Source organism: Limnohabitans sp. 15K (assembly GCF_002778285.1).
In the GTDB taxonomy this organism is placed as follows: Bacteria; Pseudomonadota; Gammaproteobacteria; order Burkholderiales; family Burkholderiaceae_C; genus Limnohabitans_A.
The window spans coordinates 1-13,629 of sequence record NZ_NESM01000002.1 but is presented as its reverse complement, the minus strand read 5'-3'; the positions used below and the strand labels follow the sequence as shown (position 1 = coordinate 13,629).

Sequence of the window (13,629 nt, the reverse complement as noted above, 5' to 3'; positions counted from 1 at the left end):
CCCTCATGAGCTCTTGGTTTCGGTGTTGCGTTGCACTGATTGCAATTGCACCAAGTTGGTTGTGTGCACAAGTCAATACACAAGCTGGCGCGTCCTACCCCAATCGGACTGTCAAAATCATTGCACCCTATGCCCCAGGCGGCTCGGTGGATGCATTGGCGAGAGAGTTTGCCCAAGCCTACACCACAGCATTGGGCAAGTCATTTATTGTGGAGAACCGCGCTGGTGCGGGGGGCAATGTGGGTTTGGGCATTTTGGCCAGAGCGCCAGGCGATGGCTACACATTGGGACTGGGCGCTGCAAACATGTTAGCGACCAATCGATTTTTATATACCAACTTACCCTTCGACACGTTAACGGATTTTGTGCCCGTTGCATTCATCGGTCGCGTTCCCTTTATTTTGGTGGCCCACCCCAGCGTGCCCGCAGACAATTTGAAAGATCTTATTGCTGTGATGAAGTCCAAAAAAATGGAGTTCAATTACGGCTCCTCGGGCATTGGCAACACCGCGCATCTTTTCGGTGAGTTGTTCAAATCCAAAGCGGGTGTCGAGATGGTGCATGTGCCTTTCAAATCCAGTGGTGAGGCCACACAAGAAGTGGTGGCTGGGCGCTTGCAGTTGCAGTTTGGCACGCCGGTGGAGTTGTTGCCGCAAATTGCCAGAGGCGCAGTCAAGGCGATCGCCATTGCAGGCCCCAAACGTTTGAACTTGTTACCCGCGACACCCACGATGGCTGAGATGGGCATGACTGGGTTTGAATCGCCAACATGGTTTGGCATCATCACGCCTAAAGGGACGCCTAAGGAAGTCATTGCATTGTTGAATGAAGAAACCAGAAAAGCGATTGTGCAACCTGCCTTGCGTGCGCGACTGGATCAAACGGGTGTTGAGCCCCAATACATGTCGCCCGAACAGTTTAAAAATTTCTTGCTGGAAGAAACCGCCAAATGGGAAGTCATTGTCAAACAATCTGGTGCGAAGTTGAATTGATCATGGTCCACTGGAAACGTCTGTTTTGTCTGTATTTGCTCTGCAGCTTCGTGTCCTTTGCTCATGCGCAAAGCTATCCCACCAAAGTGGTGAAAGTCATTGTGCCTTCAGGGACCAGTGGCACCATGGATTTGCTTGGGCGTGAATTTGCTTTGGCTTTCAACACCCAATTGGGCAAACCTTTTATTGTTGAAAACAAAGCAGGTGCTGGTGGCAATATTGGCATGGGCATTCTGGCGCATGCGCCGGCAGACGGGTACACGATTGGTTTGGGTGCAGCCAATGCGTTGGCGGCCAATCCCTTCCTGTATGCCTCGGTACCGTTTGATACCCTAAAAGACTTTGCGCCGATTGCCTTCATTGGCCGAATGCAATTTGTACTGGTGGCGCAGCAATCTGTGCCGGCCGATAATTTGAAAGATTTGATTGCCTTGATGAAGAGCAAGAAAATGAATTTCAACTTCGGCTCTTCAGGCATTGGCAACACAGCGCATTTGTTTGGCGAGTTGCTCAAGCAGCGCGCGGGCGTAGAGATGGAGCACATCCCTTTCAAATCCAGTGGGGAAGCCATACAGGAGTTGGTGGCAGGCCGTATACAGCTGCAGTTTGCATCGCCGGCCGAGGTGATGCCGCACATCAAGCGTGGCGTACTCAAACCCATCGCGATTGCGGCGGGCAACCGTGTTGAATCCCTGCCGCAGACCCCAACGCTTTCTGAGTTGGGGTTTCCAGGTTTTGAGTCGCCAACCTGGTTTGGCATTTTGGCGCCCGCCGGAACGCCCAAAGAGATCATCAACTTATTGAACCAAGAAGCCAGAGTGGCGACACAACAAACCAGCATCAAAACCCGTTTGGCCCAAGCAGGTGTGGAGCCTGCCTATATGACGCCGGATCAATTTCGCAGTTTCATTGCCGAAGAGATGAAGCGTTGGGAATCCATCGTCAAGCAATCTGGCGCACGTTTGAATTAGGAGCAGCATGAGTCAAGTCCCCCAAGTTATCGCGCAACTGGTCGCAGCGAATCGGATTCTCGCCAACCAAGGCATTGTCGATGCTTATGGCCACGTCAGCATGCGGCACCCTGAAAATCCAAATCGCTATTTCTTGTCCAGGTCCTTGAGTCCTGAATTGGTGACAGCCCAAGATATTTTGGAGTTTCACCTGGACGGAGAGCCGGTTCATCCGGGCGGCCCCCAGCCTTATCTGGAACGCTTTATTCATGGGGGTGTGTATGAAAAACGTCCAGAAGTTCAAGCGGTTGTGCACAGCCATGCCGATGCGGTCTTGCCCTTCACCATTTCCGATGTCCCCTTGGTCCCAGTGATCCACACGGCCAGTGACATGGGTTTGCAGATTCCGATCTGGGATATCCGCGATAAATTTGGCGATACCAATATGCTGGTCATTGACATGGCGCAAGGCCGTGACATGGCCGCTGGTTTGGCTGACCACCGTGTGGTGTTGATGCGTGGTCATGGCTTCACAGCAACAGGCCGTTCATTGGTCGAAGTGGTCAAGACCTCGGTGTATTTGCCGCGCAATGCAACCATCCAACTGCAGGCACGGATGCTGGGCGGCAGCGTCAAGGCATTGACGGCAGGCGAAATCGCCATTCGCTCGCAGGTCTCACCCACGGCGACGCAAATGTGGCGTGCGTGGGAGTATTGGTGCCAATTGGCCGGCACGGACACCGGCCCTGCGCCCAAGCGTTAATGCCTTGGATTAAAACGAGAAGACCATGAACATTCCTTTGACATTCGCTTCAGGTTTGTACGACCGCATGCAGCCTTTGTACACCCGTGAGGTGCGTCCTGAAGGCATAGACCTGAACTTTCTGGCCATCGAAGCGCCGCGTGTGATTTTTGACAACATGGCGCGCGACCAGGCTTATGACCTGGCCGAAATGTCGAGCTCCGAATTCATCACCCGACTCAGTGCCGGAGGCTCACCATTTGTCGCTTTGCCTGTATTTCCTTCACGCGTATTTCGTCATGGTTTCATCAGCATCAACCGCAAAGCGGGTATACGCTCGCCCAAGGACTTGGAAGGCAAACGCATCGGCGTGCCGCTGTACACCATGACAGCAGCGATCTGGATGCGCGGACATTTGGAACATGATTACGGTGTGGACTTGTCCCGAGTTCAATGGGTTGAAGGCTCGATCAACAGCCCGACCAGCCATGGTGAGCCCACTGTCTTGCCGATGTTGCGATCCGTGCCGATCGAGCGCAACCAATCCGGCAAGTCATTGAGCCAGTTGCTCGACGAGGGTTTGATTGACGCCATCATTGGCACCACTTTGCCCGATGCCCGCAAACACAATCCTGACATCGTGCGTTTGTTCCCGAATTTTCGGGAGGTCGAAAAAGACTATTACAAACGCACAGGCATTTTTCCGATCATGCATTTGCTGGCCCTCAAACGCGAGACCTATGAGAAGCATCCGCACATCGGGCCTGCTTTATTCAAAGCGTTTTGCGAGTCCAAAGCCATTGCACTCAAGCGCATGCGCAACTTGGCTGCTTTGCGTTATATGTTGCCCTGGCTGGGCGATGACCTGGATGAGCTGGATGAGGTTTTTGGAGACGATCCCTGGCCTTATGGCGTGGAGGCCAATCGCGTGAATTTGGAAACCATGATGCAGTACATGGTGGAGCAGGGCATCTTGAAAGAAGTGATGCCGGTCGAATCTTTGTTTGTTCCTGTTTGATGTTGGAGATATCCCGATGAAAGTTTTTCAATTCAATGGCGGTCGCATTGGTGTGACTGTTGGTGCCCAGTCCTATGACTTAACCGAGGCTTTGCATGTGGACACCCAGGCTTGGCCACCTGTGCAAATGGTGCAGTTCATTGCAAACATTGACCACAACATGCCTGGGATATTGACCCATGCCTTGACGAAAAAAATCGATGTGACCACGGTGCATCTCAATGTGCCGATTTCCTGGCCCAATAAATTACTGGCCTTTCCGGTCAACTATCTGGCCCATGGCGTGGAGATGAAATCGATCAACCGTGCCGATTTGAATGGTTTTTTCTTGAAAGCCAACTCCTCCTTGTCGGGCCCCAATGACGCAATCGTGTTGCCCGATTTACCTGGCCGCGAAATTCACCATGAATGTGAATTGGGCATTGTGATTGGCAAAGGCGGACGTCATATTTCGCGTGAAGACGCTTACAAGCATGTGTTCGGCTATGCCTGCCTGATCGACATGGTGGTGCGCGGCAAAGAAGAGCGTGTGATGCGCAAGTCTTACGATACTTTTTGCCCCTTTGGACCTTGGATCACAACTTCTGACGAAGTGCCAGATCCGGGTAACCTGCAGACCCGACTTTGGGTGAACGATGAATTGCGTCAAGATGCCAACACCAAAGATTTGATTGTGGACATTCCCGGCATGATTGAGCAGTGCTCCAAGGTTGCCACCTTGTACCCGGGTGACATCATTGCGGCAGGTACGCCTGCAGGTGTAGGACCTGTGCAGCGCGGTGACCGTGTGCGCATTGAAATTCAGCATGTGGGTGAGATGACATTGATCGTGAAGTAAACGGAAAACGGCCATGACAGATTCAAGCGCAATTCCCTTTGACACAGCCCAAGACCTTGCGGCTCTGCATGGCATGCTCGATCGGGTGAAGATGAAAAATGGCTGGGCCAAACCGACGCCATCTTTGTACCCGGAACCCAAGCCTCATTTTGTACCCGCGCATTGGAAATACACCGATGCACGGCCAGCCCTTCATGCGGCAGGCCGCTTGATGGGCACAGACAAAGCCGAGCGGCGCAACCTGATCATGGCCAACCCGATTGAGGGCAACGACTATGCCACCGTCGCGTCTTTGGTGGGGGCTTATCAAATGGTCAAGGCCGGTGAGTCGGCACGCAGCCACAGACACACACCCAATGCCATGCGTATCATTTTGGAGGGTAGCCCGAAGACTTACACCATCGTCGATGGTCAAAGTATTCCCATGTTGCCGGGCGATGTATTGCTAACACCCAATGGGTGTTACCACGGCCACGACAATCAGAACACCGATGAAGCGTATTGGATTGATGTTCTGGATGTTCCCTTGGTTCAGTTCTTAGGACCGATGTTTTTCGAAGTTCACCCAGACAGGACTCAAGCGAGCACCCAAGTCAATCCGCATTCGCCGATGCGTTTTGCTTTCGCCGAGTATCTGCCGCGTTTGATGGCCGCAACTGAAGTAGCCGAGGGTGTCAAAAGCCTGGTGCTGGGCCCGGCCACATTGGCGACCTTTGACCGAACGGTATTTCATATGCAGGCGCAAACCCAGTGGTCTCGGCCTGCCGCAACGCCCAACGAGATTTGGGTCGTTTTACGCGGGGAAGGACACACGAAAATTCAAGACCAGTGCTTTGATTGGCAGGCAGGTGATCTCATGGCCATACCTTACTGGCAGGCCCATACGCACAGCGCAAGCCGAGACAGTGTCTTGATCCGGATGTCGGATGCACCTTTGATGCAATTTTTGGGTTGGGACCGTACAGGTCGCCCATTCTCTGCCTGATTTCGATTGTTAACCTGGAAACCTCCGATGAATCAACTTATCCAACGTCTCTTTGTTTCAGTGGCTTTATTTTTGCCATGCGTGCTGTGGGCCCAGGCTTACCCTGAGCGCCCAGTGCGTGTGGTGGTGAGTTATTCGGCAGGCGCAACCAATGACATCGTTGCGCGAGCCGTCGCCCAGCGCTTGAGCGTCGCATTCAAGCAAAACTTTTTTGTGGAAAATAAGGTGGGCGGCAACGGCACCATTGGCGCAGGCTTTGTGGCCAAGGAACCTGCCGATGGATACAACCTGCTGCTGGGCAACACCAGTATTTTGGGTATTCATCCCAGCCTCTTTCCTTCGCTGAGCTATGACCCGGTCAAAGATTTTCAGGCGGTGTCTATCCTTGCGGAGTCTCCAACCGTCTTGGTGGTGAATGCCGCCATGCCGGTGCGCACGGTGAAAGAGTTGGTGGCTTATTCCAAAGCCAATCCTAAATCGGTGGCCTATGGTTCGCCAGGCACAGGTACCCCATTCCATTTGTCCGGCGAGTTGTTCAATAGCCAAACCGGCACTTCCATGCTGCATGTGCCATACAAAGGCGCAGCGCCTGCTGTCGTCGATTTGTTGGGCGGACAGATCCAGGTCATGTTCGATAACCTGCCTAATGTGTTGAACCACATCCGCAGTGGGAAGTTGCGGGCTTTGGTTGTGACTTCAGATGCACGTCTGAGTCAGTTACCCGAAGTGCCCACCATGGCTGAAGCAGGTTTGTCCGGTGCAGAGTCGTCTTCGTTTTTCGCATTTGTTGTGGCCAAAGGCACACCTGCGAGCATTGTTCAAACACTGAGTGCCAAAATTGCCGAGGTCATGCGCGATCCCGCCATCAAGTCACAGTTGTCTGATTTGGGAGCAATTCCGGTGGGTAATACGCCTGCTCAAGCCACACAGTATTTGAATGATCAGGTGATTAAGTGGACCAAGGTGGTGAAGGCTTCAGGCGCCAAAGCCGATTTGTAGAATTAATCAAGGTTCCCAATCCGGAACCCATGCCCGTCCGGCCTACGGGCATGTCCCAATGGGCGCAAAAGTCGCGCACCATTTAGCGTGTTACTTGATCATCTTCATATTGGCGCTTCAAATAGATCATAAGCAGGGGACCGGTCGAAAATTAGTTTACTTTTCCACCGCTGCGTAAACCATGTTTCTGAGCACCGAGCGGTACACCGTTCTCATCTTGGGCGACTGCATCATGAAGACCACAAACATGTCCGATTTGGGGTCGACCCAGAAGTATGTTCCGCCAGCGCCACCCCACCAGTAGTCCCCAGCAGGGGTAATCCAGGGGGATTCACCGGTAACCTTGCGCACTGCAAAGCCCAAGCCGAAACCATGCCCCGCTCCGGGAAGATAAAGGGGCGTCGTGGCTACGCTGCTGCCCAGATGGTCGGCTGACATGTACTCAATGGTGCGTGGACTCAGGAACCGTTTTCCCTTGTAGACACCGCCCGAGGTCAGCATGGACAGAAAGCGCGCGTAGTCGTCAGCCGTGGAGACCATGCCCCCGCCACCAGATTCAAACTTCATGGCGATACGTGGATCGCCGACCGTGGCGCCTGCACCGATCACCCTGTCGTCCGGCAAAGGCTCCGCAATGCGCGCCTGCTTGGCGGTATCTGTGACGTAAAAACTGGTGTCCTTCATGTCAAGCGGGTCCAAAAGACGCTCCTTGAGCAAGGCGTAAAGCGGTTTGCCGGCAACTACTTCAAGTACGCGCCCCAATACATCGGTTGAATAGCTGTAGTCCCAAGTGCTGCCGGGTTGGTAATGCAGCGGAAGTGCCGCCAGCTTGTTGGCAAATTCCTCGTTCGTGAAATCTCCGCTGACACCGACACCAGCGTCCAGGTAAGCTTTCTTGACCAACGAATCTCCGAAAAACCCATAGGTAAGACCGGATGTGTGGCGCAACATGTCCTGAACGGTGATGGGTCGACGCATGGGCTCGAGCTCCAAGCTCTTGACTCCGGTGGTGGGGTTCACTTTTTCCACCCCGACTTTGCTGTTGGCAAATGCAGGGATGTACCGCGAGATCGGAGTTTCAAGCGTGATCTTGCCTTCTTCCACCATCATCATGGTGGCCACAGAGACCATGGGCTTCGTCATGGAATAAATTCGAAACAGGCTGTCCCTTGCCATGGGGCGTTGTGTGAAAGTGTCCTGTTGGCCTACCTGTTCGTAATAGGCCACCTTTCCTTGGCGCACGACCATCACAACGGCGCCAGGGACGCGTTTGGCATTCACTTCCCCTTGCATCCAGGTGCCAATACGGGCAAGTCGCTCTGACGAGAGGCCCACATCCTCGGCTTTGGTCGTGGGCAGATTCTGAGCACAGATGCCAGCGCTCATGAAAACAAGCAAGGGAAGGGCAAAAGCACACAGCGTGCGAGATGGTTTCATGGTTTGTCTCCTTGTTATGAGGGGCCTCAAGGGTTCAAAGTAAACCCTTTGATCATGATCCAGCCTCTTGTCTCACCGGCCTGTCACATGGGTAACGCTTTTCTTGTGACGTTGCTTTCAGAAAAAAAAAGAACGGCGATTCCATCAAGTTTCATCACAAAGGGTGTAAATTGTCACAAGACCCCCTCCAGCTTGAAGAGGATTCGTGCCCATGCGTGCCGCCCATCTGGCATCCCATCGATTCGGTTATTCGCAGCCTCAGCTGCAAACCCTTGCCAATGACCCACAGTCTTGGGTCCTGGCGCAATTTGACCGGCCTGCAGCGTTTGACACTGCGGGTCTGATTGACAGTGCAAAAGCTTGGCAAATCTCGCGCGATGTCGTGCAGGCGGCACTAAATCCAAGCACACCACCCAGCACCAACCAGCCCCAAGACGCCTTGGGCCCCATGACACCTGCGCGGCAGTTGCTCCGACAAACCAATCTCCATGGTTTAGAAAAACGCTGGCAACACATGACGCAAACAACAACACCGGTTGCTGAACGGTGGGTTCAGTTTTGGGCGAATCATTTTTGTGTTGCGGCGACCAAAGGAAGCACACTGGCCTTGGTCTGGCCGCACGAATACGAAGCCATTCGCCCACATGCATTCAGCGATTACAAAAAGCTTTTGCGCGCTGCCATCGTTCATCCGGCCATGTTGTTGTATTTGGACAATGCGCAATCGATCGGTCCACAATCCATCGCAGGGCGTCGACGAGACAGGGGTCTGAACGAGAACTTGGCCCGCGAGCTGCTTGAGCTGCACACCTTGGGGGTGAACGCGGGCTACACGCAAGACGACGTGACCCAAACTGCCAAATTGTTAACCGGCTGGACCGTGAGCCCCAACACAGCAGGTGTGACAAGGTTCGTAGAAAACCTGCATCAACCTGGCAAAAAAACCATCCTGGGCAACACCTATCCCGAGGGCCCTCACGCACTCGATTTGCTGCTCACCGACTTGGCCAGGCATCCTGCATGCGCTGACTTCATGGCCAGCAAGCTGTGTCGTCACTTTGTGACCGATACCCCACCGGCGGCACTGGTCCAATCCGTTGCCGCGCAATTTCGCCGCACCGATGGCGATCTCAAAGCCGTGGCTTTGGCCTTGTTCAGCCACGATTTGAGCTGGCAAGACAACCATTCCCCCAAATTCAAGCGCCCCGAAGAATGCTTGATCTCTGCGCATCGCCTGATGCAAAAGAGAATCATCAGTGTTGAAAATTCTGCGTATTGGGTGCAAACCATGGGACAAGCATTGGCGCGAGCGCCATCACCTCAGGGCTGGCCCGACCTCAGTGCGGATTGGCTTTCTCCTGACACGGTCCTCAAACGGATTCAGTGGGCTGAGCGTTATGGCGAGCTCTACGGCAAAGACCTGGATGCGAGAAATTTGATGCAGCAGGCCTTTGGCCCCAACTTGAGCACAAGCACTTCGCAAACTATCGCACGCGCCGAAAGTGGCGTCCAAGCACTGGCGTTTGCCTTGGCCAGTCCTGAACTGATGCGGAGATAAGCCCATGACAAGTCCAACATTTTCGCGCCGTAAGCATCTGCAACAACTGGCCTTGGGCGCGGGCATCCTTGCCTCAGGGACCTTGCCAGCGCGACTCGCAATGGCCGCACAAACGGATCACTTGCCCTCTGAACAGCGTTTGGTTGTGGTGCTTCTCAGGGGTGCTTTGGACGGCTTGGCTGCTGTGCCGGCAATGGGTGACCCCGCATGGTCGGCCTTGCGCGGCGGCTTAGAAACACCTGCCGCGCTGCCATTGGACAGCACCTTTGGCATGCACCCTGGCTTGGCGAATTTGCACCGTTGGTATCTCAACAAAGAATTGACGGTTGTGCATGCCGTGGCCAGCTCTTACCGAGAACGGTCGCACTTTGATGCCCAGCAGCAACTCGAAAGTGGTGGCGACCGGCCCTTTGTTTTGAGCACCGGTTGGCTGGCGCGCGCGCTGCAAGCCTCGCAGCATTCCGCTGTGGCCATGACGCACGCCATGCCCTTGGCCCTTCGCGGCGCGGACCGTGCCAATACCTGGACGCCCAGCCGCAGGCCCAACAAGTCACAAGACACGCTCGATCGGATCACCGCGATGTACGCCGACGATGTCCCTCTGGCCAGCGCCCTGGCCCAAGCCATGGAACAGCATGACAAGTCGATGATGACAGAACCTTCAACGGGTGCCGGTTTAACCGCTTTGGCCAAACAAGCGGGCACCTTTTTATCTGCACCTCGTGGTCCGCGCGTCGCTTGGCTCGAAGTGGGTGGATGGGACACACACAGCCAACAAACAGTGCGTCTGGGTCGGATGCTGCCTGCGCTGGACGAAGCGATGGCGAGCTTGCGTGAATCGCTTTCGGCGCATTGGGCCACAACGACAGTTTTGGTGATGACCGAATTTGGCCGTTCAGCCATCTGGAACGGCAGTCAAGGCACTGACCACGGAACAGGCGGCGTTGCGTTTGTCGCCGGTGGTCAAGTTGCAGGCGGCCAAGTCTTGACCGATTGGCCGGGACTGGGACGGCAGGAATTGTTAGAGGGTCGAGACTTGCGGCCAACGCGGGACATCCGCTCGGTGATCATGCCCATTGTGCAAAGGCAATTTCAGTTGAGTACGGTGGCGATGAACGCTGTGCTGCCAAACACAACTCAGGCGCTCGACAATTTGTGGCGGGTCTGAACAGACAATAAAAATCACCAAAAACGATCCTCGTCATAGATCGCAGAAAGCGATGCAATGGCTCAGCATTGATGTGTGTTGTGCTCATACATTAGCTCTAGAACCCATGTGGTCCCGATAGCATCTGGCTGTCTTCAGCACAGGCGCAGCACTCTGAAACATGGATGAAATAGGCTGAGCGATCCAGTTCCGAATTTTTTTCACACGAGTATTTACCCTCTGTTCATTCCGTTTTGCTTGGCATAAGTTGAGCGCAGAAGTCCAAATGAGCGACTTCAATCAACGAAGATGAAAGAGAACACCTCGTGATCAAACCTACTCAAAGAGACAAACTGCCCACACGCCAATCTGTTCAAGCCTTGCTTGGATTGAGTGCAACAGCCGCCATGCTTGTGGCCTGCGGTTCAAGTACCCCGTTTTTTCCACAACCCGTGATCCCAGCATCCAAGTCTGCTTTGGTGGCCCCAGACTTGACGGTGTCATGTCCAATCACCAACTCATGGATCGAGTCTTTGGTCACCAAGGGCAAAGCGCCTGCATTCAACGGCGCCCAATTTGGCAACGTTGGCACCTACGACTACATCCTGGCTGAGGCATCGGCCAAAGTCAATCCGAACGATCCGTGCGCTGCCACCATTGTCGACCTCAAAAACTCTGCCGATACCTCGGGCATGGTGAATTACAAATTCGATGTGGTCATCTTGACCCCCAGCGATGCCGCCAAAGCCAGCGGTAGCCTGCTTTACATCGTCAACAACCGCACCAACACCAGTGCATTAGAAGGTTTAAACGATGGCTCAGGCAACGATTTGTTCAACAACGTTGCCCCGGTGATTCCGACCACTGCCACCGGTACGGTGACCACCGGTTTGGGCGCAGGCAGTGCTTATTTGATGAAACAAGGCATGACCGTGGTCTTGTCCGGATGGCAGGGCGATCGCCCCTCATCACTGAGCGGCCCAACAGCGGCCATCACCAGCACCAAAACCTGGTATGCACCAGGGATGACCTTACCGGTCGCCAAAGATGCAACTGGCGGAAAAATCACCGGAGGGGTGCAAGACGAATTCATTGCAGATAACGCGACCAGCAGTCTTTTGGGCACGTACTATCCGCGCGTGACCTCCAGTCCTGCCAGCTTGTGGATCCGCAAAACAGCCACCGATGCCCCCATCGAGGTCGACCCTTCTATGTGGACATACACAGCGGGCTCGGGTGTGGCTGAAGGCGGCAACACCACGGCAACAGGTTTCGGTTATGTGTCCATTGACCGCGCCAAAATCAAGGCAGATGCCAAATATGCAGCCGCCTTGGACAATGGGAGCGACAACGGCTCCATTTACCACTTCAATTACACCGCCAGCGACCCCAAGGCCATGGGCTTGGGCTTTTTGGGCGTGCGTGATTTGATTTCTTTCTTGCGTTATGAAACACAAGACAAGGTTGGCAATGCCAATCCCGTTGCCGGGCGCATCAAGACCACGCTGGCCACGGGCATTTCTCAATCAGGCCGGTACTTGCGTGACTTCTTGTGGATGGGTTTCAATGCAGATCGTCAAGTGCGCATGGTCTTCGATGGCATGTTGCCTTTGGTCGGCGGTTCACGCAAAACCTACACCAACTACCGTTGGGCCAAGCCCGGCGACTATTCGCGCCAACACGAGACGCATTACACCCCGGGTGACCAGTTCCCATTTGCCTATTCGACGATCACAGACCCCTTGTCTGGCAAGACCGATGGCCTGATGAAAAAGTGTGCCGAACTCAACACCTGTCCCAAGGTCTATCAGTACGACAGCCCGGTTGAGTTTGCTGGCGCACGCGCTTCCTTGGTGTCGACCGACGGCGCGGGCAAAGATCTCGAGATCCCGTCCAATGTGCGTTTGTTCTACTCAGCAGGCACATCACATGGCCCACAACAATTGGCCAACAACGCCAAGAGTCAACCTGACTACAGTGTGGATCGCGCAGGCACCGCCGTGGCAACACTTCCCGGCGCATTGAACGCCAGTACCGCTCTCTACCGTGCTTTGCTCAGTAGCCTTGAAGGTTGGGCCAAAGGAACAGGTACACCATTGGCGAGCAACTGGCCCAAAGTGTCCGATGGCACCATGGCCGTTGCCACAACCAATCCTCAAAGTCTGACAGCACCGGATTTGTCGGCTTTGGGCTTGGGCTTTAATGGCGTTTACAACACCTTGTCGCTGAACGACGAGAGCGTCATCCCCACGGTGCCCACCAGCAAGATGTACGTGGTGCATTTGCCCACGTCCGACACGCAAGGCAATAGCAAAGCGGGCGTCAAAATGCCTGACAGTGCAGTGCCCTTGGCCACCTTTGTGGGTTACAGCTTGCGGAACCCGGGTTATGTTCAGGGCGATCAAAACGGCTTGAACACCTCACAACTGGCCTTTGCCTTGAACACGGGCAGCAAAAACGCCAAAGACCCACGCATGAGTGCCCAAGAGTTGTACACCAATCCTGCTGGTTATCTGGCGAAATGGAACGCTGCTGTGGACGCTTTGGTCGCTGACAAGCTGATGCTGCCTGACGATGCCGTCTTGTACAAAAACCGTGGCTTGATGCAAAGTGTTCAACCTAACTTTGCCAAGTTGGGCCAGCAATGACCTTGGGTTCACGTCTGAATGTTGAGGAATAGATGGATGGCCTCGGTGGCAGTTGTTGTGCAAGGCCTCTGCAAAGACCTAAAGCCAAACAAGACGTGAACGCTTCGCGATAAAAAAGAAGCCGCCGACCTGAAAGGGTGGCGGCTTTCTTGTTTGATCAGGCTTTCTGGGGAAGATCTTTTTCAACGTGTTGATTAGCCAGACAAACTGAGCCAGTGTTTGCATCGAATATTGAGCCACTGGTTTTTAAAGAATTGGCTTATTCGGTTGTGGATAAGTTTAGCTGTTCTGTGTTTTTAGCTCCTTTCGTTTTGG

Annotated in this window: 11 protein-coding genes; 10 read left to right on the top strand and 1 reads right to left on the bottom strand. The window is 54.1% G+C overall.

The features are described from left to right. Positions 1 to 5 precede the first annotated feature (5 nt). Genes B9Z40_RS08940 through B9Z40_RS08910 form a run of 7 tightly spaced genes read left to right on the top strand, consistent with a single transcriptional unit; the run spans position 6 to position 6,524 of the window. Positions 6 to 992: a tripartite tricarboxylate transporter substrate binding protein gene (locus B9Z40_RS08940; protein ID WP_158238074.1), complete on the top strand. Its 987-nt coding sequence runs from the start codon at positions 6 to 8 to the stop codon at positions 990 to 992. A gap of 2 nt (positions 993 to 994) precedes the next feature. Continuing rightward, positions 995 to 1,963: a tripartite tricarboxylate transporter substrate binding protein gene (locus B9Z40_RS08935; protein WP_158238073.1), complete on the top strand. Its 969-nt coding sequence runs from the start codon at positions 995 to 997 to the stop codon at positions 1,961 to 1,963. Positions 1,964 to 1,970: 7 nt separating this feature from the next. Beyond that, on the top strand, positions 1,971 to 2,705 hold the full coding sequence (locus B9Z40_RS08930) for a class II aldolase/adducin family protein (protein ID WP_100173028.1): 735 nt from the start codon (positions 1,971 to 1,973) through the stop codon (positions 2,703 to 2,705). Positions 2,706 to 2,730: 25 nt separating this feature from the next. Then, a complete protein-coding gene (locus B9Z40_RS08925; protein WP_100173027.1) occupies positions 2,731 to 3,702 on the top strand; it encodes an ABC transporter substrate-binding protein in 972 nt (323 codons plus the stop codon). A 16-nt stretch (positions 3,703 to 3,718) separates the two neighbouring features. Beyond that, a complete protein-coding gene (locus tag B9Z40_RS08920) occupies positions 3,719 to 4,540 on the top strand; it encodes a fumarylacetoacetate hydrolase family protein (protein ID WP_100173026.1) in 822 nt (273 codons plus the stop codon). Positions 4,541 to 4,553: 13 nt separating this feature from the next. Further along, positions 4,554 to 5,525 (top strand): cupin domain-containing protein, encoded by a 972-nt coding sequence (locus B9Z40_RS08915; RefSeq protein WP_100173025.1) that lies wholly within the window; start codon positions 4,554 to 4,556, stop codon positions 5,523 to 5,525. Between the two features lie 27 nt (positions 5,526 to 5,552). Beyond that, positions 5,553 to 6,524, top strand: coding sequence for a tripartite tricarboxylate transporter substrate binding protein (locus tag B9Z40_RS08910; RefSeq protein ID WP_100173024.1), 972 nt, complete (start codon positions 5,553 to 5,555; stop codon positions 6,522 to 6,524). Positions 6,525 to 6,680: 156 nt separating this feature from the next. Here the strand turns inward: B9Z40_RS08910 and B9Z40_RS08905 are convergent, their stop codons facing one another. Then, the gene (locus B9Z40_RS08905; protein ID WP_100173023.1) at positions 6,681 to 7,961 is read right to left on the bottom strand and encodes a serine hydrolase; all 1,281 of its coding nucleotides are present in this window, start codon (positions 7,959 to 7,961) and stop codon (positions 6,681 to 6,683) included. 211 nt (positions 7,962 to 8,172) lie between these two features. On the opposite strand from B9Z40_RS08905, the gene B9Z40_RS08900 reads away from it, so the two are divergent. The 3 genes from B9Z40_RS08900 (at position 8,173) to B9Z40_RS08890 (ending at position 13,314) form a co-directional block, all read left to right on the top strand. Then, entirely contained in the window at positions 8,173 to 9,519 is a 1,347-nt protein-coding gene (locus tag B9Z40_RS08900) for a DUF1800 family protein (RefSeq protein WP_100173022.1), read from the top strand. Between the two features lie 4 nt (positions 9,520 to 9,523). After that, complete coding sequence (locus B9Z40_RS08895; RefSeq protein ID WP_100173021.1) at positions 9,524 to 10,687, top strand: DUF1501 domain-containing protein; 1,164 nt, start codon at positions 9,524 to 9,526, stop codon at positions 10,685 to 10,687. 305 nt (positions 10,688 to 10,992) lie between these two features. Then, the gene (locus tag B9Z40_RS08890; RefSeq protein ID WP_143473945.1) at positions 10,993 to 13,314 is read left to right on the top strand and encodes an alpha/beta hydrolase domain-containing protein; all 2,322 of its coding nucleotides are present in this window, start codon (positions 10,993 to 10,995) and stop codon (positions 13,312 to 13,314) included. Positions 13,315 to 13,629 lie beyond the last annotated feature (315 nt).